Origin of the sequence: Mycobacterium parascrofulaceum ATCC BAA-614 (genome assembly GCF_000164135.1) — a bacterium.
Lineage (GTDB): Bacteria > Actinomycetota > Actinomycetes > Mycobacteriales > Mycobacteriaceae > Mycobacterium > Mycobacterium parascrofulaceum.
Genome location: NZ_GG770553.1, coordinates 521,208 through 543,639, shown reverse-complemented (window position 1 = coordinate 543,639; position 22,432 = coordinate 521,208). Strand labels below are relative to the sequence as shown.

At 69.1% G+C, this 22,432-nt stretch carries 19 protein-coding genes; 11 read left to right on the top strand and 8 right to left on the bottom strand.

Translation table 11 applies throughout. The features are described from left to right. Window positions 1–1,269: septum formation family protein (locus tag HMPREF0591_RS02660; protein ID WP_167310116.1), on the bottom strand; the 1,269-nt coding region annotated here is incomplete at its 3' end. 122 nt (window positions 1,270–1,391) lie between these two features. Here HMPREF0591_RS02660 and serS point away from each other — a divergent pair. Beyond that, on the top strand, window positions 1,392–2,651 hold the full coding sequence (gene serS / locus HMPREF0591_RS02655; protein ID WP_040621700.1) for a serine--tRNA ligase: 1,260 nt from the start codon (window positions 1,392–1,394) through the stop codon (window positions 2,649–2,651). Here the strand turns inward: serS and HMPREF0591_RS02650 are convergent. Then, window positions 2,648–3,388, bottom strand: coding sequence for an AraC family transcriptional regulator (locus HMPREF0591_RS02650; protein WP_007166850.1), 741 nt, complete (start codon window positions 3,386–3,388; stop codon window positions 2,648–2,650). The genes serS and HMPREF0591_RS02650 overlap by 4 nt on opposite strands. A gap of 55 nt (window positions 3,389–3,443) precedes the next feature. On the opposite strand from HMPREF0591_RS02650, the gene HMPREF0591_RS02645 reads away from it, so the two are divergent. Then, window positions 3,444–4,016, top strand: coding sequence for a class I SAM-dependent methyltransferase (locus HMPREF0591_RS02645; protein ID WP_007166849.1), 573 nt, complete (start codon window positions 3,444–3,446; stop codon window positions 4,014–4,016). On the opposite strand, the gene HMPREF0591_RS02640 is transcribed toward HMPREF0591_RS02645, so the two are convergent. Next, window positions 4,013–4,498, bottom strand: coding sequence for a DUF2834 domain-containing protein (locus HMPREF0591_RS02640; RefSeq protein WP_007166848.1), 486 nt, complete (start codon window positions 4,496–4,498; stop codon window positions 4,013–4,015). The two genes, HMPREF0591_RS02645 and HMPREF0591_RS02640, sit on opposite strands and share 4 nt — an antisense overlap. A gap of 70 nt (window positions 4,499–4,568) precedes the next feature. Here HMPREF0591_RS02640 and HMPREF0591_RS02635 point away from each other — a divergent pair, with 70 nt between their 5' ends. From HMPREF0591_RS02635 to HMPREF0591_RS02620, 4 genes are all read left to right on the top strand, one after another. Beyond that, complete coding sequence (locus HMPREF0591_RS02635; protein ID WP_007166847.1) at window positions 4,569–5,189, top strand: TetR/AcrR family transcriptional regulator; 621 nt, start codon at window positions 4,569–4,571, stop codon at window positions 5,187–5,189. Window positions 5,190–5,251: 62 nt separating this feature from the next. Continuing rightward, a complete protein-coding gene (locus HMPREF0591_RS02630) occupies window positions 5,252–6,814 on the top strand; it encodes a phytoene desaturase family protein (RefSeq protein WP_007166846.1) in 1,563 nt (520 codons plus the stop codon). 163 nt (window positions 6,815–6,977) lie between these two features. Continuing rightward, window positions 6,978–8,426: a condensation domain-containing protein gene (locus HMPREF0591_RS02625; RefSeq protein WP_007166845.1), complete on the top strand. Its 1,449-nt coding sequence runs from the start codon at window positions 6,978–6,980 to the stop codon at window positions 8,424–8,426. A gap of 16 nt (window positions 8,427–8,442) precedes the next feature. Next, window positions 8,443–11,649 carry an MMPL/RND family transporter gene (locus HMPREF0591_RS02620; RefSeq protein ID WP_007166844.1) on the top strand — a complete coding sequence of 1,069 codons (3,207 nt, stop codon included), beginning with the start codon at window positions 8,443–8,445 and terminating at the stop codon, window positions 11,647–11,649. Between the two features lie 6 nt (window positions 11,650–11,655). Here HMPREF0591_RS02620 and HMPREF0591_RS02615 read toward each other — a convergent pair whose 3' ends face one another. Both HMPREF0591_RS02615 and HMPREF0591_RS02610 read right to left on the bottom strand, forming a co-directional pair. Continuing rightward, on the bottom strand, window positions 11,656–12,747 hold the full coding sequence (locus HMPREF0591_RS02615; RefSeq protein ID WP_007166843.1) for a PE-PPE domain-containing protein: 1,092 nt from the start codon (window positions 12,745–12,747) through the stop codon (window positions 11,656–11,658). A 41-nt stretch (window positions 12,748–12,788) separates the two neighbouring features. Next, a complete protein-coding gene (locus tag HMPREF0591_RS02610; RefSeq protein WP_007166842.1) occupies window positions 12,789–13,517 on the bottom strand; it encodes a GAP family protein in 729 nt (242 codons plus the stop codon). Between the two features lie 396 nt (window positions 13,518–13,913). Between HMPREF0591_RS02610 and HMPREF0591_RS02605 the strand changes: the two genes are divergently transcribed. Further along, window positions 13,914–15,344 (top strand): condensation domain-containing protein, encoded by a 1,431-nt coding sequence (locus HMPREF0591_RS02605; protein ID WP_007166841.1) that lies wholly within the window; start codon window positions 13,914–13,916, stop codon window positions 15,342–15,344. On the opposite strand, the gene HMPREF0591_RS02600 is transcribed toward HMPREF0591_RS02605, so the two are convergent. Both HMPREF0591_RS02600 and HMPREF0591_RS02595 read right to left on the bottom strand, forming a co-directional pair. Further along, the gene (locus HMPREF0591_RS02600; RefSeq protein ID WP_007166840.1) at window positions 15,327–15,671 is read right to left on the bottom strand and encodes a hypothetical protein; all 345 of its coding nucleotides are present in this window, start codon (window positions 15,669–15,671) and stop codon (window positions 15,327–15,329) included. The genes HMPREF0591_RS02605 and HMPREF0591_RS02600 overlap by 18 nt on opposite strands. Next, a complete protein-coding gene (locus tag HMPREF0591_RS02595) occupies window positions 15,668–17,218 on the bottom strand; it encodes an MBL fold metallo-hydrolase (RefSeq protein ID WP_040621698.1) in 1,551 nt (516 codons plus the stop codon). Before HMPREF0591_RS02595 ends, HMPREF0591_RS02600 begins: the two co-directional genes overlap by 4 nt. A 175-nt stretch (window positions 17,219–17,393) precedes the next feature. On the opposite strand from HMPREF0591_RS02595, the gene HMPREF0591_RS02590 reads away from it, so the two are divergent. From HMPREF0591_RS02590 to HMPREF0591_RS02575, 4 genes are read left to right on the top strand one after another with little or no spacing between them, the layout of a single operon-like run. Then, window positions 17,394–18,161 carry a lysophospholipid acyltransferase family protein gene (locus HMPREF0591_RS02590; RefSeq protein ID WP_007166837.1) on the top strand — a complete coding sequence of 256 codons (768 nt, stop codon included), beginning with the start codon at window positions 17,394–17,396 and terminating at the stop codon, window positions 18,159–18,161. Window positions 18,162–18,167: 6 nt separating this feature from the next. Further along, window positions 18,168–18,923 carry a lysophospholipid acyltransferase family protein gene (locus tag HMPREF0591_RS02585; RefSeq protein ID WP_007166836.1) on the top strand — a complete coding sequence of 252 codons (756 nt, stop codon included), beginning with the start codon at window positions 18,168–18,170 and terminating at the stop codon, window positions 18,921–18,923. Window positions 18,924–18,938: 15 nt separating this feature from the next. Next, the gene (locus tag HMPREF0591_RS02580) at window positions 18,939–19,724 is read left to right on the top strand and encodes a lysophospholipid acyltransferase family protein (protein WP_007166835.1); all 786 of its coding nucleotides are present in this window, start codon (window positions 18,939–18,941) and stop codon (window positions 19,722–19,724) included. A 46-nt stretch (window positions 19,725–19,770) separates the two neighbouring features. Continuing rightward, the gene (locus HMPREF0591_RS02575) at window positions 19,771–20,586 is read left to right on the top strand and encodes a Cof-type HAD-IIB family hydrolase (protein ID WP_007166834.1); all 816 of its coding nucleotides are present in this window, start codon (window positions 19,771–19,773) and stop codon (window positions 20,584–20,586) included. Window positions 20,587–20,598: 12 nt separating this feature from the next. Here the strand turns inward: HMPREF0591_RS02575 and HMPREF0591_RS02570 are convergent, their stop codons facing one another. Continuing rightward, window positions 20,599–22,233 (bottom strand): N-acetylmuramoyl-L-alanine amidase, encoded by a 1,635-nt coding sequence (locus tag HMPREF0591_RS02570; protein WP_425270119.1) that lies wholly within the window; start codon window positions 22,231–22,233, stop codon window positions 20,599–20,601. Window positions 22,234–22,432: the final 199 nt, after the last annotated feature.

Sequence of the window (22,432 nt, the reverse complement as noted above, 5' to 3'; positions counted from 1 at the left end):
CGCCCCGGCGTCCGCGGGGGGCGGCGGCGCCTGCGGGGGCGGGGTGTCCGATGCGGGCGCCTGCGGGGGCGTCACCACCGGCTGCTGTCCGGGCAGGTGCTGGTTGTTCGGCGGGATCTCCGGGGGAGCGCTGGCCTGGCTCGGCGGGGCCTGCGCCGGGACCTGCAGCGGTATCGGCGGCATGGTGAGCCGCTCTTCGGGGATGTCGGGCGGCGGCACCGGCGGTTGCCCGTTGATGAGCAGCTGGCCCTTGGCGCTGTTGACCAGCGTGGCCCAGCCGCCGTTGCCCAGCGTGGCGCCGATGCTGCAGGCGACCTCGCGGCTGCCCGCCGTCCAGCTGGCCAGCGGAACGGTGGGATAGATCAGCGTCAGGGTCGTGGTGCGCAGCTTGACCGGTGCCAGGTAGGCGTCCGTCATCTTGGTGCACAAATCCTTGATGTAGCCGTCCTGGTCGGGTTCGGCGGGCAGTGCGCCGGGGAACTTCTCGGCCAGGTTGACCGTGCCGGTCACCTCCATCGCGTGCGGTGCCGAGCACTCGACGGGCGCGTCGATCGGCTGGTTGGTGGTCGAGTCGATGCCCAGGCACGTGCCGGCGGGCCAGACCTTGGACTGGTCGATGTCGGCGACCTTGCCCTTGAAGGGCTGTTGCTGGTTGTTGATGCCGGGCAGTTGCAGCCCACAGAGCATGCGGCGCTCGCCGGATTGGCGCCAGGCCCGGTCACCGGGCCACAGCAGGCTGACGGTGAACTTGCTGTTGGGATCGAATTTGGCGCCGAGGTAGTTGCGCACCGCGGACTCGCACTGCTCCTGGGTGATCTGCTGGATGCGGGCGGGCGACGGGGGAGCGGCGGTGGGCCCGTACTCCGATCCCGGGAAAGTCCGCATGTCGACGGACTCGGCGACTTCGAACTTGTGGTCCTCGGCGCAGTTGACGATCTTCGCGGATTCGGGGGTGGTGTCGGGCCACATCAGGCAGTCACCGGCGGCGGCCTTGTTGAAGGCGGCGTCGCTCTTGCTTCCGGTGGTGGGAACCGGGTTGCCGTCCAGATAACCGGACAGGCGCCCGGGTCCGGTGCCGTCGATCGGCAGCGCGGTGACCAGCCCGGCGATCAACAGGCCACCCAGCGCGGTGAGCAACAAGGCCCGCCGGGTCGCCTGGGCCTGCAGGCTGCGCGGCCACCGGAAGCCGGCGCGCGGCTGTTCCGGCTCGGTGGCGGGGGAGTCGTCCTCCGGGGCTTCCGGATGGTCCGTTTCGGGCGCTTGCGACATCGGCTCCATTCTGACAGCACGACCTGAGCGGCGTGACAAAAGTTACTGATGTGAGTCCTGCGACTGGCGGTGGTGGGATGCTCTGCGCGCCGGGCCGCGCCGGTGAAAGTAGTGTCGGGGCCGTGATCGACCTGAAGCTGCTCCGGGAAGACCCGGACGCCGTGCGCCGCTCCCAGCTCAACCGCGGCGAGGACCCGACCCTGGTCGACGCCCTGCTGGCGGCCGACGCCGCGCGCCGGGCGGCGATCTCGTCGGCCGACGCGCTGCGCGCGGAACAGAAATCCGCCAGCAAGAGCGTCGGCGCCGCGTCCCCTGAGGAACGCCCGGCCAGGCTGGCGCGCGCCAAGGAGCTCGCCGAGCAGGTGAAGGCCGCCGAGAGCGAGCAGGCCGACGCCGAGGCGGCGTTCACCGCCGCGCACATGGCGATCTCCAACGTCGTCATCGACGGGGTCCCCGCCGGCGGGGAGGACGACTACCGCGTCCTGGACGTGGTGGGCGAACCCGCCCGGCTGGAGCACCCGAAGGACCACCTCGAGCTGGGCGAGTCGCTGGGGCTCATCGATATGCAGCGCGGCGCCAAGGTGTCCGGCTCGCGCTTCTACTTCCTGACCGGCCGGGGTGCGCTGCTGCAGCTCGGGCTGCTGCAGCTGGCCCTGCGGCTGGCCGTCGAGAACGGCTTCATCCCGATGATCCCGCCGGTGCTGGTGCGCCCGGAGGTGATGGCAGGCACCGGGTTCCTCGGCGCCCACGCCGACGAGATCTATCGGGTGGAGGCCGACGACCTCTACCTGGTCGGCACCTCCGAGGTGCCGCTCGCCGGCTACCACGCCGACGAGATCCTGGACCTGTCCGGCGGGCCGCTGCGCTACGCGGGCTGGTCGTCATGCTTCCGCCGGGAGGCCGGCAGCTACGGCAAGGACACCCGCGGCATCATCCGGGTGCACCAGTTCGACAAGGTCGAGGGCTTCGTCTACTGCAAGCCGGCCGACGCCGAGGCCGAACACCAGCGGCTGTTGGGCTGGCAACGCGAGATGCTGGCCCGGATCGGGGTGCCGTATCGCGTGATCGACGTCGCCGCCGGGGATCTCGGCTCGTCGGCCGCCCGCAAGTTCGACTGCGAGGCGTGGGTTCCCACGCAGGGCACCTACCGCGAGCTGACGTCGACGTCGAACTGCACCACCTTCCAGGCGCGCCGGCTGGCGACGCGCTACCGCGACGACGGCGGCAAGCCGCAGACCGCGGCCACCCTCAACGGCACGCTGGGCACCACGCGGTGGCTGGTCGCGATCCTGGAAAACCATCAACAGCCCGACGGCAGCGTGCGGGTGCCCGAGGCGCTGGTGCCGTTCGTCGGCACCGAGCTGCTCGAGCCCGCCGGCTAAAAACGGCGGGCGCCCGGGGTGTGGCCGAACGCCCGCCGGTAGGTGTCGATGAAGGCGCTGGGCGCGGCCCAGCCGCACGCCAGGGCCACCGCGGTGACGCCGTGGTTCTCGGCGAGCAGCATCAGCGCGTGCTGCAGGCGGACCTGGGTGCGCCACTGCGGGTAGGTCATGCCCAGCTCGTCGGCGAACAGGCGGCTCAGGGTGCGCTGGCTGGCACCGACGCGGCCGGCCACTTGCCGCAACGTCACCGGGGTCGCCAGGTCGTCGGTGATCAGCGCGCACGCCTGGCGCAGTCGGCTGTCGGTGGGCGTCGGAATCCAAAGCGGCTCATGGATACTCGTCGCCTGCAGCTGATCGTGCAGCACCGCCAGCATCCGATGGTGCTCGTCGGTGTCGGTGCGCCCGGTCTGCGAGCACGCGATGATGAGTTCACGCATCAGCGGGTTGACCGCGAGCACGGCCGGTGTCGCGGGCCCGCGACGGTACCGGCCGGGATCCAGTGCGACACCGTGAAACCGCGTGTGGCCGTGGAACCGGTGTTCATGCCAGCAGCCCGCCGGTATCCAGATCGCCCGATTCGCCGGCGTGATCCAGGTTCCCGCGGCGGTGGTGACCGAGACCGCGCCCGAGGACGGATAGACGATCTGGTGCAAGGGATGCCGGTGCCGCTCGATCCGCGCGCCCGGCGGCAGCGCCTGCGACGAGGTCGCGAGGCCGTGATGGCCGATTTCCGACATACTCCGGCAGATTATCGGAAGACCGCACCGGGCGCGGCGGCCTACCGTGAGCGCTATGGCGATGAATCTGTTGCACCGGCGCCGGTGCAGCTCGGCGGGCTGGGAGAAAGCGGTGGCCGAGCAGCTGCTGCCGTGGGCGCTGGACGGCGTCGAGTTGGGCGCCCACACGCTGGAAATCGGCCCCGGATACGGGGCCACGCTGCGGGCGCTCGCCGCTCGCACCGCCTCGCTCACCGCCGTCGAAGTCGACGCCGCGATGGCCGATCGCCTGCGGCGCCGCTACGGGGACCGGGCCACGGTCATCCACGGCGACGGCACCGCGACCGGGCTGCCCGCCGACCACTTCACGTCGGTGGTGTCCTTCACGATGCTGCATCACGTGCCCACCGTCGAGCTGCAAGACCGGCTCTTCGCCGAGGCGTTCCGGGTGCTGCGGCCGGGCGGCGTCTTCGCCGGGAGCGACGGCGTTCCCACCCCGGTGTTCCGGTTGCTGCACGTCGCCGACACCTATAACCCGGTCGCGCCGGCCGACCTGCCCGGGCGGCTTCGGGCCGCGGGATTCACCGACGTGCGCACCGATGTCAGCGGCGGCCGGCAGCGCTGGCGGGCCACCAAACCGGGTTCCTAGGCGTCCACCGTCTCCCGGGCCTGCTCGTGCCGGCGCTGCCGTTCCATGGTCGCGAAGTAGAAGGCGAACGCGAACGCGAAGCTGGTGAACAGGCTGGACACGAAGTACAGCCACGGGTGCCGCAACCCTCGGCGGTAGCCGTCCACGATCGTAAACAGCGGCAGCAGAACCACATTCGCGATGGTGTAGTCCTGGCTGGCCGAGTCGGCGGCCGGGTTGGTGAACATCAGCCTGATGTACTCGGCCCAGCTGCCGTGCTCGCCCCACAGCGGGTTGCTGGAGCCGTGCGAATACTGCTCCACGTAGGTGATGTTGAAGTACCAACCCAGGGCGACCGACGCGATGCCGACGACGTAGTAAACGCACTCGAGCGGCGAGAACAGCGGACCACCGGCGGGCCGGGCGAAGACCTTCGAATTCGAGGCGACAATCCAGCCGATGACACTGAGCCCGAGAACCGCGTGCACAAGAAGCGAGACCATGCGCGCAGTCTCACCCGTGAGCCAAAGTTTTGTCAATAGTGACAAAAGGCGGCTGGGGTACCTTACATGCATGGTCCGGCCCGCGCAGACGGTGCGCAGCGAGCGCACCAGGGAGGCGTTGATCCAGGCCGCCCTGGTGCGCTTCCTGGCCCAGGGGGTCGAGGACACGTCGGCCGAGCAGATCGCGGCGGACGCCGGCGTATCGCTGCGGACGTTCTACCGACACTTCAAGTCCAAGCACGACCTGTTGTTTGCCGACTACACCGGGCTGAACTGGTTTCGCGCCGCGCTCGACGCCCGGCCCGCCGGCGAGCCGATCATCGATTCGGTGCAATCGGCCATCTTCTCGTTCCCCTATGACGTTGAGGCCGTGACGAAGATCGCCGCACTGCGCGGCGGCGAGCTTGACCCGGTCCGCATCGTGCGCCACATGCAGGAAGTCCAGGCCGACTTCGCCGACGCCATCCAGGCGCAGCTGCACCGGCGTAGCTGCGCGGCACGCGAGACGCTGGATGGGCGGCTGCGCGCGGCGGTGATCGCGCGCTGCATCGCCGCCGGGGTTTTCGGCGCGATGGAGTTCTGGATGCTGGGCGACGACCGGTCGCTGGGTGAGCTGGCGCGAATGTGCCATGCGGCGCTGGAGTCGCTGCGCGCCGGCTTCACCGACTCCTGGGGCGCCGACGCCGGGTGAAGTTTCGTCACAATTGACAAAACATTGCGGTCATGCCAGCCTCCATTGCTGGAGGGCAGAACATGACTGAGTACGACGCGATCGTTATCGGCGCGGGACACAACGGCCTGGCGGCGGCGGTGCTGCTGCAGAAGGCCGGATTGCGCACGGTGTGCCTGGATTCCAAGCTCTACGCCGGCGGGATGGCTTCCACGGTCGAACTCTTCGACGGGTACCGGTTCGAGATCGCCGGCTCGGTGCAATTCCCGACGTCGATGGCGGTGGTCGAGGAACTGGGCCTGGACACGCTGCCCACGATCGACCTGGACGTGATGTCCGTGGCGGTTCGCGGCGTCGGTGACGATCCGCTGATCCAGTACAGCGACCCGATGAAGTTGTTCACGCACCTCAACGAGGTGCACGGGGCGGATGCCGTCAACGGGATGGCGGGGCTGATGGCGTGGAGCCAGGCGCCCACCCGGGCGCTGGGCCGGTTCGAGGCCGGCACGGAGCCCAAGACCTTCGACGAGATGTACGCCTGCGCCACCAACGAATTCGAGCGCTCGGCCATCGACGACATGCTGTTCGGTTCGGTCACCGACGTCTTGGACCGCTACCTGCCGGACCGCGAGAAGCACGGCGCGCTGCGCGGCTCGATGACCGTGCTGGCCGTCAACACCCTTTACCGCGGGCCCGCCACGCCGGGCAGCGCGGCCGCGCTCGCCTTCGGCCTGGGTGTTCCCGACGGGGACACCATGCAGATGAAGAAGCTGCGCGGCGGCATCGGCGCGCTCACGTCGCACCTGAGCGAGCTGCTGGAAAGTCACGGCGGCGAAGTCCGGTTGCGTTCCAGGGTGACCGAGATCCTGGTCTCCGACGGGCGGGTGCGCGGCGTGCGCACGGAGGCCGGCGAGGAGTTGGCCGCCCCGATCGTCGTCTCCGGCATCGCGCCCGACGTCACCCTCAACGACATGATCGACCCCGCCTTGCTGCCCGGCGACATCCGTCAGCGATACGCCGGGACCGACCACCGCGGCAGCTATTTGCAGATGCATTTCGCGCTCGAGGAGGCGCCGGTGTTCGCCCCGCCCTACGAGGCGCTCAACGACCCCGCCATGCAGGCCTCGATCGGCCTGTTCTGCACGCCCGAAGAGGTGCAGCAGCAGTGGGAGGACGCGCGGCGCGGAATCGTCCCGGCCGACCCGACGGTGGTGCTGCAGATCCCCACGCAGAACGACCCGGACCTGGCGCCCCCGGGCAAGCACGCCGCGTCGGCGTTCGCGTTGTGGTTCCCGATCGAGGGCGGAGCCGATTACGGCGACGCGAAGGTCGAGATGGGCCAGCGGGTGATCGACAAAATCACCCGCCTGGCGCCGAACTTCGAGCGCAGCATCATCCGGCACACCACCTTCACGCCCAGGCACATGGGGGTGATGTTCGGCGCCCCCGGCGGCGACTACTGCCACGGCCTGCTGAGTTCCGACCAGATCGGTCCGAACCGGCCCGGCCCGAAGGGATTTCGGGGACAGCCGATTCCGATCGAGGGCCTGTACCTGGGCAGCGCCGGCTGCCACGGCGGCCCGGGCATCACCTTCATCCCCGGCTACAACGCCGCCCGGCGGGCGCTCGCCGATCGCACGGCCTGACGATTCCGGCCGCCGCCCGGCGGCACGCCGAAACCGGCGGCCCACTCCGAAGCGGGCTAGGCTACCCGGGAACCTCGGCACCACCGTGTGTGGCGGATCCCCCGGATAGCGCAGTCGCTGCCTTTCCCTGCGCCGCCGTCGGTGCCCGGGACGGGAGGTAGCAGTGCGAATCGGGCCGTTGGATGTCTCCACGGTCGGCGAGTGGGCGCCGGCGCCCGGCGCGCTGTTCTCCTGGCACCCCTCACCCGCCGCCCGCGCCACGGCCCTCGCCGCACCGGCGAGCACCGTGCCGCCCAGTTATGTCCAGGCCCGGCACCTGCGGAGCCTGCGCGAACAGGCCGACCGTGGACTGGACCACTCCCGGCTGCTGATCGCTTCCGTCGAGGTGGCGGGCCGGTGCGATCTGCGTGCCATGACCTACGTCATCAACGCGCACCTGCGCCGGCACGACACCTACCGCAGTTGGTTCGAGTACCTCGACGCCGACCACATCGTGCGGCACACCCTCGCCGACGCGGCGGACGTGGAGTTCGTCGCGACCGACCACGGCGAACTCACCAGCGAACAGCTGCAGGACCACGTCGTGGCCACGCCCGACTCGCTGCAGTGGGACTGCTTCAGCTTCGGGGTGATTCAGCGCCCGGACCGCTTCACCTTCTACGCCAGCATCGATCACCTGCACGCCGACGGGCAGTTCGTCGGGATGGGACTCATGGAGTTCCAGACCATGTACGCCGAGCTGATCGGCGGCAACCCCCCGCTGGAACTGCCGGCGGCCGGCAGTTATGCCGATTACTGCGTCCGGCAGCGCGAGTACACCTCGGCCCTGACCGCCGACTCGCCGGAGGTGCGGGCGTGGATCGACTTCGCCGAACGCAACGACGGGACATTCCCGGCGTTCCCCCTGCCCCTGGGCGATCAGAGCGGACCCTATGCCGGTGACCTGATGGGCGTCACCCTGCTGGACGGGGAGCAAACGCATCGATTCGAAACCGCGTGCGTCGCCGCCGACGCCCGTTTCGTCGGCGGCATGTTCGCCTGCATCGCCCTGGCGATCCACGAGTTGACCGGCGCGGAAACGTATTACGGCATCACCCCGAAGGACACCCGCAGCACGCAGGCCGACCTCACGACGCAGGGCTGGTTCACCGGCCAGATCCCGATCACCGTCCCCGTCGCCGGGCTGTCCTTCAACGACATCGCGCGAACCGCCCAGGCGTCCTTCGATTCGGCGGCGGACCTCGCGCGGGTGCCCTTCGAGCGGGTGGTCGAACTGGCGCCGTCGCTGCACAGGCCGCCGCCGCTCTTCGCACTGGTGAATTTCTTTGACGCACAAGCCAGTCCGCTGTCGATGATGACCAAATTGTTCGACGGCCTGACCGTCGGCGCGCACAGTGACGGCAGGGTCACCTACCCCTTGAGCACGATGGTGGGGCGCTTCGACGAGACGGCGGCGAGCGTGTTGTTCCCCGACCACCCGGTTGCCCGAAATTCCGTCACCCGCTACCTGGGTGCCCTAAAATCCGTGTGCGTCCGCATCGCCGACGGCGGGGCGGCGGAGCGCGCGCGTAACGCCGCCGACCCCGACCGGCAGGCGGCGCATCAACGCTGAAAAGAATGCGGTGCCCATGCCATTAGCGAAGTCTGGTCGAGACGACCCGGTCGGCCTCTTTCCCCGGCTCGGGCGCCTGATCGGGAAACGGCCGTGGCTGGTCATCGGCGTCTGGGTCGCGCTTGCCGGCACCCTCTCGCTGACCGCGCCGTCGCTGGAAGAGATCTCCCAGCTGCGCCCCGTGTCGATCCTGCCGTCGGAAGCACCGGTGCTGGTGGCGACGCGCAACATGAACGCCGCGTTCGGCGAGGCCGGATTGCAGAGCATCGCCGTGGTGGTGCTCAGCGATGTCCACGGGTTGAGCCCGGCCGACGAGGGCACCTACCGCAAACTGGTCGACGCCCTGCGCCGGGACACCCGAAACGTGGCGATGGTGCAGGACTTCGTCACCACGCCGCCGCTGCGCGAGCTGATGACCAGCAAGGATCATCAGGCCTGGATGCTGCCCATCGGCCTGCCCGGCGATCTGGGCTCGCCCCAGTCGAAACACGCGTACGCGCAAGTGGCCGACACGGTGAAGCGGACCGTCGCGGGATCCACGCTGGCGGTGAACCTGACCGGACCCGCCGCGACCGTCTCCGACCTCAACATCACCGGACAGCGGGACCGGACGCGGATCGAGCTCGCCATCGTCGTGCTGTTGTTCGTCATTCTGCTCGTCATCTACCGCAACCCGGTCACGATGGTGCTGCCGTTGCTGACGATCGGCATGTCCGCGGTGGTGGCCCAACGGTTGGTGGCCCTGGTCGGATTGGCCGGCCTGGGCATCGCCAACCAGACCGTGATCTTCATGAGCGGGATGATGGTCGGGCCCGGAACCGATTACGCCGTCTTCCTGATCAGCCGGTACCACGACTACGTGCGCCAGGGCATGGACTCCGATCAGGCGGTCGTCAAGGCCCTGTCCTCGATCGGCAAGGTGATCGCGGCGTCAGCGGCCACCGTGGCGGTCACGTTCCTCGGGATGATCTTCACCCAGCTGGGGATACTGCGGACCGTCGGACCGGTGCTGGGCATCTCCGTGGCCGTCGTGTTCTTCGCCGCGATCACCCTGCTGCCGGCCCTGCTCGTGCTGGCCGGTCGCCGCGGCTGGATCGCGCCGCGCACCGATCTGAGCCGCCGCTTCTGGCGGCGGTCGGGCGTCAACATCGTGCGCCGGCCCAAGGCCCACCTGCTGGCCAGCGCGCTCGTGCTGGTGATTCTGGCCGGTTGCGCGGGGCTGGCCCGCTACAACTACGACGACCGGAAGGCTTTGCCCGGCAACGTCGAAAGCTCCGTCGGCTACGCCGCCCTGGACAAGCATTTCTCGACCAACCTGATCGTCCCGGAGTACCTGTTCGTCCAGTCGCCGCGGGACTTGCGCACCGCGAAGACCCTCGCCGATCTCGAGCAGATGGCGCAGCGGGTCAGCCAGGTGCCGGGCGTCGCGACGGTCAGGGGCATCACCCGGCCGACGGGGCGGTCACTGGAGCAGGCGAAGACGTCATGGCAGGCCGGCGAAGTCGGCGACAAGCTGGATGAGGGCTCCAAGCAGATCACCGACCACACCGGCGATCTCGATCGCCTGGCCGGCGGGGCCGACCGGATGGCGGGCAAGCTCGGCGACGTGCGGACCCAGGTCAACCAGGCCGTGTCCGCCGTCGGCGGACTGGTCGATGCGCTGGCGACGCTGCAGAACATCTTCGGGGGCAACCGTGCACTGGCCGAACTCGACGGCGCCGAGCGCCTGGTCAACGGCATGCGCTCGCTCGGCGACACCATCGGGGCGGACGCCGATTTCGTTGCGAACAACTCGGATTGGGCCAACCCGGTGTTGGGGGCGCTCGACAACAGCCCGATGTGCAGCGCCGAGCCGGGCTGCGTCAACGCGCGCGAGGAACTGCAGCGGTTGGTGACCGCGCGCGACGACGGAACGCTGGGCAAGATCTCGGAGCTGGCGCGCCAACTGCGGGCGACGCAGGCGGTGCAGACGCTGGCGGCAACGGTCTCCGGGTTGCGTCGGGCATTGTCGACCGTCGTCGGCGCGATGGGCTCGCTGGGGATGGGCAGCCCGGGCGGCATGCGCGCGAAGATCACGTTCTTGCAGCAGGGCACCGACACCCTCGCGGACGGCAGCCGTCAACTGGCCGACGGCGTGCAGCGATTGGTCGACCAGGTCAAGAAGATGGGTTTCGGGATGGGCGAGGCGTCCGCCTTCCTGCTGTCCATGAAGAACGAGGCGACGACGCCGGCGATGTCGGGGTTCTACATTCCCGCCCAGGCGTTGTCGTATGCCACCGGTGAGGGCGGAAAGCCCGCGGCGCTGCCGGGCGGGGTGCGCGACCTGCTGGGCGGGCTGAACGCGGACCAATTGAGAAGAGTCGCAGCCGCTTTCGTTTCGTCAGACGGTCATGCCATGCGGTACCTGATCCAGATCGATCGCAATCCGTTCAGCACGGGGGCGATGGATCAGGTGAGCGCCATCAGGGCCGCCGCGCAGGGCGCCCAGCCCAACACCACGCTGGCCGACGCGAAGATATCGGTGGTGGGGTTGCCCGTGGTGCTCAAGGAGACCCGCGACTACTCCAATCACGACCTGCGGTTCATCATCGCGATGACCATCTGCGTGGTGTTGCTGATTCTGATCGCGCTGCTGCGCGCGGTCGTCGCGCCGCTCTACCTGATCGGCACGGTGATCGTCTCGTACATGTCGGCGCTCGGCATCGGCGTCATCGTGTTCCAATTCCTCCTGGGCGAAGAAATGCATTGGAGCGTCCCCGGTTTGACGTTTGTCATCCTGGTCGCGGTGGGCGCCGATTACAACATGCTGCTCATCTCGCGGCTGAAGGACGAATCGGTGCTGGGCATGCGCTCCGGGGTCATCCGGACGGTGTCCTCCACCGGTGGCGTGATCACCGCGGCCGGCCTGATCATGGCCGCGTCGATGTACGGCCTGGTCTTCGCCAGCCTGTCCACGGTGGTCCAGGGCGGGTTCGTCCTCGGCACCGGGCTGCTGCTGGATACGTTCCTGCTGCGGACGGTGACCGTGCCGGCCATCGCCGTGCTGGTCGGACGGGCCAACTGGTGGCGACCGTCGGGCTGGGAGTCCGCGATCCGGTGGCCGCTGCGCCGGCGCCGGCGCCCGGCCAAACGCAAGCCGCTGCTGCCCGACGACCAGAAGTCACCGGCGTGGGCGACCGAACAGTTGATCGGGTTCTCGCCGCGCGACGGGCTGCGGCTCTAGCCGCTGCTACTTCCTGGCTCTGACCAGCGCGCGGACGGCTTTGGGCAACAACCCCTTCGGGCCCTTGCCGAGCCGGGGGCCCGGCGCGACGGCCCGGGCCAGGTTGGCGAGAGCCAGCGAGTTGGTGGCCAGGTTGACGCCGGTGAGGGCGCCGCGAACGGGCAACGAGACGGTCGAGATGATCGTGGGGATGTGGGTGATGCCGTTGATCATCGCGACCGGGTTGTGCGCCGGGCCGGGGTCGTAGGCCCTGTCGACCAGCGGCCGCAATGCCGCGTCGATCGGTCCGACCGCCTCGGGGGGCATGCCCGCCCCGTCGACCAGCGCCCGGGCCAGCGGGAGCTCGGAGTTTCGGATGAAATACGTCGTGGAGGTGCCGCCCAGGCTGTTGGTCGTCCTCGTGATGTCCCAGGGAGCCACGCGGGACGGGTCGGAGAACGCCGTGGCGGTGTGGCCGTAATACCCTCCCGCGGCAACCGCGTTCAGGTCGGCGAGCAGGTTGCCGGGGTGGTTGGGCGGGTCGGAGAACGGGTCATACTGGCCCACGATGTTGATGGTGTCGTACTGGCTCTGCACCGGCGGCGGGACGGTGTAGTCGATGATCGGCACGTGCGTCCCGGGACCGAACGCCTTGTAGAGCAGGTTGTCCGGGTTACCGGCCTTGATGAATGTGAGCCGACCCGGCGGCGGCGCGGTGGGGTCGTGCGCCAGGCGCGCCTGCTCGCGGTCCAGCGCCAGCGAGCCCTGGGACAGCCCGGCCACTGAGATGGGCCCGTCGGTGGTCCGGATCGCCGCGTCGAGATTGTCCGCGCCGGTGGTCACCGAACTGTTGACGGTCGGCGAATTCAGGCCGGTGACCGGCCAGAAGCTGCCGGGATAGGGCACCACTCGCCGTACGGCCGCGGGGCTGTAGTAGTTCGCGTCGATCTGCGGTTGCATCGCGGGGTTGAAGTGATACAGCGACCGCAGCGGGCCGTACGGGGACGGCGCCGTGCCGGGGACGATCAGGGCGGTGTCGGCCGCGGCCACATTATCATCGAAAACCGTTACCCACGTCAGCATTCCGACGACAACGGCCCCGGCGAGCAGTTTGTTCACGAACTCCCCTCAGGCCGGTCCAAGAAGCTACAGCAGCGATGCTACCCCGCGGCGGCGCCCGTCACCCCGAGGATGAGCATCAGACAACCCCCGGCCGCCACCAACGCGGCGATGTCGCGATGCCCGCGGGAACGCAGCCAGTTTTGCAGCGCTCCCATGAAGGCGCGCGTCTTCTGCGGCGCCGCCAGGTAACCGATCAAGGGGATCTCGGCCACGGTGAACGCCACCAGGTTGAAGGCCAGCAACGCCTGAACCTGGGTGACCGGCGCGGCGTGCGAGGCGAGGATGGCGGCCATCGAGCCCATGTAGTTGGCGGACGGCAGCGAGGCCCCCATCCCGCTCACCGCCGCGACGCCCAGCGAGTCGCCCCGCACGAAGCTGCGCGCGCGTTCGGCCAACGGCCGGCGGCCGGTCGGCGCCGCCCCCTCCAACAGGCCGACGCCGCCGCCTCCGCCGACGGCCGCGTCGGCCGGCACGGGGCGGACAAGCTTGCGCAGCGACGCCTTGGTGGCCAGCACGGCCGCGATCACCAACGCGACGAGCCCGGAGGCGATCTGGACCTCGGGCACGTTGACGTGGCCGACGACCGGCGCGGTGCGCAGGATGAAGAGCACTACCAGGCCCGCACCCACGCCCATGGCGAAGCCGCCGCCCAGAAACACGAGCAGCTGTACCAGCGGGCGTCGCCTGCTGAGCAGCAGGACCACCAAACCGAGCCGTATCGGTTCGAACATCACCGCGCCGGCCAGCACCAGCACGGTGATCCACATGCTGGGCAACCGTACCGCACGCGGACAGCCCGTGCGGCCGAACCCACCGGTACCGGATCCGGGCGTTCTCCGTTCAGGCGGGCGTAATTCGGACGTAACCCGGGCGGGGGTTCGACAGGGCGCGCGTTACGCGAAGCGGCTATGCTGGTGATTCCCGCAGCACCACTTGCGGCTGGAGGAATCCTGGGACGACCGGGCCTGTCGGTGCGGTTCTCGCCATTGCCGTTGCACCCCTGAGGATTTCGTGGACTTGTGTGACCACGCCTGGCCGCGGGATGGCTGCGGGTGCACTGGCGGGCTCGACTCCGTGAAGCGAGAGCGGACGGTAGATCGCCTGAAGCATCGCTTGGCGGGCCGCTATGCCGAGCCGAACAGCGCGGAGGTGCAGGGCATTCAGTGTTTGGCATAACGACACTCCGAGACTGGACGCCGCAGGGCGGCACCGTCATCTGCTGGCACGCTCCGCCCGCGGCGAAGGCCGCGGCGGCGGCGGCTCCCGCAAGTCCGGTGCCGCCCAGTTACCAGCAAACGCAACACCTTCGGCGCTACAGCGATCACGCGGCGCGGGGCCTGGACATGTCGCGCTTGATGATCTTCACCTGGGACGTCCCGGGCCGCTGTGACGTGCGTGCCATGAATTTCGCGCTCAACGCGCACATTCGTCGGCACGACACGTACCACAGCTGGTTCGAGTACCGCGATGACCGCGACATCGTCCGGCACACCATCGCCAACCCGGCGGATATCGAACTCGTCCCGACCCGGCACGGGCAGCTGACCGCGGAGCAGTTGCGTGAGCACATATCGACCCCGCATCCGCTGCAGTGGGATTGTTTCTTCTTCGGGATAGTGCAAAGCGACGGTCATTTCACCTTTTACGCGAGCATCGCGCACCTGTGCGTCGACCCGATGATCGTCGGTGTCCTCTTCACCGAGATCCACATGATGTACGCGGCCCTGATCGGCGGCGACGCGCCAGTCGAACTTCCGGAGGCGGGCCGCTACGCCGACTACTGCCTCCGGCAGCGCGAGGACATGGCCGCGCTGACCGCGGACTCGCCCGGGGTGCGCGCCTGGATCGAATTCGCCGCCGGCAACGGTGGGACGCTGCCGTACTTCCCGCTGCCCCTCGGTGACCTCTCGGTGCCTTATGCCGGCAAACTCGTCACCGAGACGCTGCTCGACGAGCGGCAGACGGAGCGATTCGAGCGCGCCTGCATCGACGCGGGCGCCCGCTTCAGCGGCGGTGTTTTCGGTTGTGCGGGACTCACGCACCGCGAATTGACCGGTGCCGAAACGTTTTCGGTGGTGACCACCACTGACACGCGCACGACGCCGATGGAGCTGATGACGACGGGCTGGTTCACCGGCCTGGTTCCGGTCACCGCCGGCGTCGAGGCGGGGGTTTTCGAGGATGCGGCGCGATCGGCGCAGGCGTCGTTCGATTCGGGCATCGAGCTGGCGACCGTGCCGTTCGACCGGGTGCTGGAGCTGGCGCCGCCCGAAGCGGGCCTGGGCAGGCCGCGTCCGGGCAACTTCGTGATGTCCTTCCTCGACGCCAGCATCGCGCCCCTGTCGTCTGTCGCCAACTCGGACTTGAACTTTCGGATCTACGACGAGGGCAGGGTCTCCCACCAGGTTTTGCTGTGGGTGATCCGGCTCCAGCACGAGACCAAGGTGACCGTGCTGTTCCCCGACAACCCGGTCGCCCGCGAATCGGTTGGCCGGTACATCCAGGCCATGCGGTCGGCGTACGTGCGGGCCGCCGACGGCAGGGGCCGCGGGGCCCTCGCGCACTCGCGCGCGCCGCTAACCGCGCTGACTTAGCAATTCGTCCAGCAGGGCCGTGAACTCGTCGGGGCGCGCCGGTGTGAAGGCGGGCCTGGGCCGGATGCCGGGCACGTCCAGCGTGATCAAGGTCGACTTGAACGGCCGGCTCATGTCCAGCGGCAGCCAGCGGCGGAAGTCCGAACTGCCCCAGATCCGGAATCGCTGCGTGAACAGGCCCAACCCTTCGGACTTGTATCCGCGGATCGATTCCAGGGGTATGACTTTCGACGTGCCGGACGGGAAGTGGTAGCGGCGCAAGGTGATCGCCGCGCGGTCGAGCTGAACCAGGCCGTCGTCGTAGGACTGGCGGCTGCCGTCGCTCATGCCCGCGAACTCCGCAGTTGGTGACCCCGCGCCGTCAGGCAGCGCCCGTCGTCCAATCGCCACTGCCAGCCGTGCAGGTTGCAGGTCAACGTATTGCCCTCCACCACGCCGAATTTCGACAGGTCGGCCTTCAGGTGGGGGCAGCGACGCTGAATCTCCCAGCCCTCCAGGGTCACCGACGACGAATCATCGTGCGTCTCGGCGAACCAGCCGTCGGCGTAGGCGATGCGTTCGTCGGTCAGGCACTTGAAGAAGGTGTACAGGTATTCGTTGTAGCCGCCGACGCGCCAGGCCCGAAACCGGGTGGACAGGAAGATGGTGTTGACCCAGTCCGGTTCCCGATCACGCAGCACGGTGCGCACCAGCTCCGGCGCGATGGCGAACCCGTAGCGCACCTTTTCGTCGGGGATGCGTTCGCGCACCGCACGTTTCGGGAAGTCCAGGACGACGGTTTCCGGCCCGATCACCAGTTCGACGGGATAGCCGATCCCGTCGCAGATCTCGTCGCTGGCCGACATGATCGGTTCGAACAGTGCACGCAGCGGCTCCAGCAGGGGTTCGCCCGTGGCGGGGGCCCAGTTCGCGCGCTCGGCGGCGAGGACGGGCGCCATCCGCTCGGCGTAGTCGGCGATGTAGGCCCGCTTTCCGGTGGTGAAGATGGCCTCGACCCGGTCGTCGGGCAGCGGGTGGCTCAGCGAGTTCAGCGTGGTGCCGCTGAAGTCCGCGGTCGAGCCGGGGATCATCAACAGGCCGCCGTCGTGCCCGTGGCTGCGCATCTGGTCGAGGAACACCAACTGGTCCGGGAAGATGTTGGCGGCATCGCCGTGGTCGTCGTTCAGGTGGCGCAGCTCGGGGTCCAGGAAGCAGGGCGGGCCGGCGGACGGGATGACCCACGTCGCACCGACCTGGGCGATGTACTGGCGGGCGCGGTCCATCTGCCGCTGGCGCTTCTGCACGCCGAACGACTCCTTGGCGCGCGCCGGCATGTCGTAGACCATCGGGTACCAGATCGCCCCGGAGTACTGCAGCGTGTGCACGTCGATGTGGCCGAAGGCCGGGGCCAGGACGTCCAGATCGACCGGCCGGGCGTCGTTCATGTTGAAAGCCGTTGTCACGCCGTCGGAAACCACCAGGGCCGAGTCGCCGAGCGGGCCGTCGGCGGGCGCCCGCAGGGCGATGATCATGACGTCGAGGTCGCCCTTGGGGCCGCTGACCCGGTGCTTGACCGAGGTGCTGGTCTCGAAGAACCGGTAGAAACCGAGCTCTTGCAACGCGTTTCGCAGGTCCGGCACCGGGAAGTCGGGCAGCAGCACCACCGCGTCCTTGTTGACATGTTCGGCCAGGTTCTTGGCGTCGAAGTGATCCTTGTGCAGGTGCGACAGGTACAGGTAGTCGCAGTCGCCCAGCCGGTCCCAGTCCAGCCCGCTGTTGTCGGGGAACGGGAACCAGGAGCCGAAGTACGCGGGATTGACCCAGGGGTCGCACAGGATGCTGCCCGCGGTGGTTTCGATCAGAAAACCGGCGTGACCTACGCTCGTGACCTGCACAAACACCTTCCTGGAGCCGCTCATGGGCCTCCGCGGGCCCGCGGCCGGGATAACGACTTTCCAGCCCCCGAGCTTAGCGCGGGGCCGGCATCTTCGGCGCGCCGCAAGCGGCCGGTGGCCGCCCGTTTTCGGCACTTCGGGTGACTCACAGCCAGGAGCACTAGGCTGAGCAGCTGTGGAACCGGTATACGGGACTGTCATCCAACTTGCCCGCTTGGTCTGGCGCGTTCAGGGTCTCAAGATCACGGTCGCGGGCGTCGAAAACCTGCCGAAAAGCGGTGGTGCGGTCATCGCCATCAACCACACCGGCTACCTCGACTTCACGTTCGCGGGTCTGCCCGCCTACCAGCAGCGGCTGGGCCGCAAGGTGCGCTTCATGGCCAAGCAGGAGGTGTTCGACCACAAGATCACCGGGCCCATCATGCGCAGCCTGCGGCACATCTCCGTCAACCGGCAGGACGGGGCCGCGTCCTACGAGGAAGCCGTCAGGAACCTCAAGGACGGCGAACTGGTCGGCGTGTACCCGGAGGCCACGATCAGCCGCAGCTTCGAGATCAAGGAGTTCAAGTCGGGTGCCGCCCGGATGGCGGTCGAGGCCGGCGTGCCGATCGTCCCGGTGATCGTCTGGGGCGCGCAGCGCATCTGGACCAAGGGGCATCCCAAGAAGCTGTTTCGCCCGAAGGTGCCCATCGTCGTGCTCGTCGGCGAGCCGATCGAACCGACGCTGGGCGTCGAGGAGCTGAAGGGACTGCTGCATTCGCGGATGCAGCACCTGCTGGAGCGGGCGCAGGAAATGTACGGGCCGCACCCGGCCGGTGAGTTCTGGGTGCCGCGCCGGTTGGGCGGCGGCGCCCCGTCGCTGGCCGAAGCCGCCCGGATGGACGCCGAAGAGGCGGCCGCTCGCGCGGCGCGCCGGGCTCGACCCGCGGGAGCGCCGGAGTAGCGATCGATGGTGGAGCCGGTCTTCCGCACGCTCGAGCTCCTGGCTCGGCTGGCGGTTCTGGCCACCGGCACCCAGATCTCCTACGGCGGCGAGGAGCACATCCCCGGTTCCGGCGGCGCCGTGATCGCGATCAACCACACGAGCTACGTCGACTTTCTGCCCGCCGCGCTGGCCGTGCATCGCCGGCGCCGCCGGCTCAGGTTCATGATCAAGGCCGAGATGCAGCAGGTGAGAATCGTCAACTTCCTGATCAAGCACACCCGGACCATTCCGGTGGACCGCGGCGCCGGGGCCGGCGCCTACGCGGTGGCCGTCCAGCGGCTCCGCGAGGGCGAACTGGTCGGGGTGTACCCGGAGGCCACGATCAGCCGCAGCTTCGAGCTCAAGGAGTTCAAGACGGGCGCCGCCCGCATGGCGATCGAGGCCGAGGTGCCGATCGTGCCGGTGATCGTCTGGGGCGCGCACCGGATCTGGACCAAGGACCACCCGCGCAACCTGGCCCGCGCCGGGGTGCCCATTAAAGTGCAGGTGGGCGCGCCCGTGCGGGCGGCCGACGACATCGCGCGGACCGACGCCGCGCTGCGCGAGTCGATGACCGCACTGCTGCACCACGTGCAACAGCGCTATCCGCACGAGCCGGGGGCGTACTGGACGCCGCGCAGGCTCGGCGGCGGGGCACCGACCATGGCGGAGGCCGCCCGGATGGAGGCGGAGGAAGCCGCGGCGCGGGCCTCCGGTCGTGGCGGAGGGTCGTCGCGGTAGGCGAAGGAGGAGGCAATGCCTGAGGGGTTTTATCGGCTGTGCGAGTGGATCGTGCCCCCGATGGTCGCGATGCAGGGGACCAAGTTCACCTACCTCGGCCTGGAGAACATCCCCGAGCGGGGCGGCGCCCTGCTGGCCCAGAACCACACCAGCTACCTGGACTGGCTGCCGACGCTGCTGGCCGTGCGGGAGCGCGGCCGGCGCGCGTACTTCATGATCAAGGCGGAGATGGCCGAAGTGAAGGCGGTCAACTACGTCATCAACCACGCCAGGCTGATCCCGGTGGACCGCAGGACCGGGCACGACGCCTTGGAGACGGCCGTGCAGCGGCTGCGGCAGGGCGAGCTGATCGGGATGCACCCGGAGGCCACCATCAGCCGGAGTTTCGAGCTGCGGGCGTTCAAGACCGGCGCGGCCCGCATGGCGCTGGACGCCGGGGTGCCGATCGTCCCGGTGATCGTCTGGGGCGCCCATCGGATCTGGCCGAAGGATCATCCGAAGAAGGTGTGGCGCAACAAGGTCCCGGTCACCGTCGCCGCCGGGCGGCCGCTGCCGCCGCACGGTGCGCCCGAGCAGCTCAACGAGGCGCTGCGCGAGGCGATGAACGCGTTGTTGTACCGGGTGCAGGAGGAATACCCACACCCCGAAGGGGAATTCTGGGTGCCGCGGCGGCTCGGCGGCGCCGCGCCCACCCAGGAAGATTCCCGCGCGATGCGCCTGTCGGAATTGCAGGCGCGGATGCAGAAATACGGCACCGACGGCGTGACGCGACCGGGACAGAACCAGAGCGGAGTGCATTGATCACACCGGCGAGCTGCCAACCCGGAACCGTCCAGATGACCGCACCGTGACTCAGCCGGCACTCATCGCCTGCGATGTCGACGGCACCCTGTTCGACGACAACGAAACCATCACCCCGCGCACCCGCGACGCCGTGCGCGCCGCCGTCGCCGCCGGCACGACGTTCGTCGTGGCGACCGGCCGCCCGCCGCGGTGGATACGGCCCGTCGTCGACGCGCTCGGCTTCGCGCCGACCGCGGTGTGCGCCAACGGCGCCGTCATCTACGACCCCGCGACCGACCGGGTGGTGTCGGCGCGCACGCTGCCCGTCGATGCCCTGGCCGAGCTGGCGGAGCTGGCGACGCGCGTCATCCCGGGCGCGGGCCTGGCCGTCGAGCGCATCGGCGAGCGCGCCCACGACACCGCGACCCCGCAGTTCATCAGCTCACCCGGCTACGAGCATGCGTGGCTGAACCCGGACAACACCGAGGTGTCGATCGAGGACCTGCTGAGCGCCCCGGCGATCAAGCTGCTCATCCGGCGGAGCGGGGCGCGCAGCGCCGACATGGCCGCCGAACTCGCCAGGCACGTGGGCATCGAGGGCGACATCACCTACTCGACCAACAATGGCCTGGTCGAAATCGTGCCGTTGGGCACCAGCAAGGCCACGGGTGTGGACGAGGTCGCCCGGCCCCTGCAGATCGACAGCGGGGAGGTGTTGGCGTTCGGCGACATGCCCAACGACCTGCCGATGCTGCGCTGGGCCGGGCACGGCGTGGCGATGGGCAACGCCCACCCCGAGGTGCTGGCCGCGGCCGACGAGGTCACCGCCGCCAACAACGACGACGGGGTCGGGCGGGTGCTGGAACGCTGGTGGCTGTGACCCGCGAGCAGGCTAGGTGGCCGACGGGTGGGTCGGCAGCGAGAAGTGTTCGGGCGGAACGGTCGGGCCGCTCGGTGATTGCGTCGCGAGCGGCGTCGTGATTCCCTCGGCGACCTCGGTGACGTTTCCGGTGAGCCGCTCGTAGTTCAGGGTCCCGTGCTGGAAGTTCTGCGTGATCTGCAGCGGCTCTTGGATTTCCGCGCTGGTGGGCAGCCCCAGCGGACCGCGTTCGTAGCTCAGCGACGCCCAGGCGTCGTAGATCGCACCGGTGACGGGCTGGGCGCCGGTCTCGGGGGACCAGTACATCGCGCCCTTGGCGAACGTCACGTAGCGCGCGCCACCTTCGGCGTCGCCTTCCGGCGAGGTCGGCGCGCCCAGCACGCTTTTCACGCCGCCGATCGCCAGCCAGTGGTCATAGATCGCGCCGCCCCGCAGAGCCTGCAGCAACTCCTCCGGGGGATCGTTGAAATGCGAAGCGACATCCCGAATCTCGTCCATCAGCGCGTAGGCGGCATTGCCAGGGCAATCGGTGTTCCCGACGTCGCGGTGGGTGAAAATGGTGGGCAGCGTCGCGACGGCGCCGGCGGGAAAGTTGGTGTAGTGGCTGCCGGCCGACTCCAATTGCACGGTGCCCTTCGGGTCGACGCCGTCCAGGCCGAGACGCCAGCCGAGCAGCCGGCCCATTGTGCGCAGCTGCGTCGGGGTCGGCGGGACGTCGTCGAAATTGCCGATCATCGCCACACCCCAGGTGTTGCGGTTGAACCCGCCGGTGTGGAAGGCCTCGACCGCCTTGGTGAGCCCCCCGGCGCTGCCCTCGAACACCTGGCCGTACTTGTCGACCAGGGCGTTGTAGGCGATGTCGCACCAGCCCAGGGTCTTGCTGTGGTAGGTGTAGATGGCCTTGACGATGCCGGCCGATTCCAGCGGCGAATAGTCGTTGCTGCCCGCGGTGTGGTGCACCACGGCCGCCCGAACCCCGTTGTCGTACTGGGGGCTACCGCATCGCAGCGACTCGTCGGCGCCCCATTCCGCCCGGCTGATGATGGCGGGCGCCTGGCCCGGCATCAACACCCCGGACGGCGGCGTCCACTGGGCTTTCGCCGGCGCCTGCGGCGGGGAGATGAGGATGGCGGAGATGTTCTGCCCGAAGGGTTGTTCCCTGGACGCCGGCTTGTAGCCCAGGCCGGTGTCGTTCGCGGGGGCCGGCGGGGGTTGGGTCAGCGGCGCATCGATCGGGCGGGTGACCGCGATCTGGACGGTCGTGGTGGTGCCGACGAACACGGGGTCGGTGCCGCGCGGTCCCTCCAGCGGCCCGCTCGTGCTCGCCCCGTCGGGCGCCGCGGTTTCGTACTCCGTCTGGTACCACGGTCCCCACGAACCGTCGGCGTGCCGCGCCCGTACCCGGGTAGACGTGCCCGCCAGGTCGCCGGTGAGCGCGACGAGTGAGAACGGGGTGGCCTGGCTGAGCTCGCGCACGGTGACCCCGCCGCCCAGCCCGATCAGCGGCTGTTCGGCCAGTTGCGTGCCGTGGGCGGCCGGCGGTCCGGCGGCGTCGCGGTCGTGGGTCGTGTCGCCGACCCAGGAGACGATGACGACGGTCGCCGCGATGGCGGTGAGCAACGTCGTCGGCCCGCGACTGGGAGGCACCAGGCGATGTTACGTGTGTTTCTCATGTTAATGCTGAGGCGACACGGGCCTGACGGCGCAAATCTGCTCCAAAATCGACGGCACCGCAGAAAAATCTGCGGTGCCGTCTGGTTGGAGGGTTCCCCTGTAGGTCTAGACGGGAGGCAAGACAGGTGCCGCAGCGGCGGCGGCCGGCAACGCACCGGCTGCTCCCGCGGCG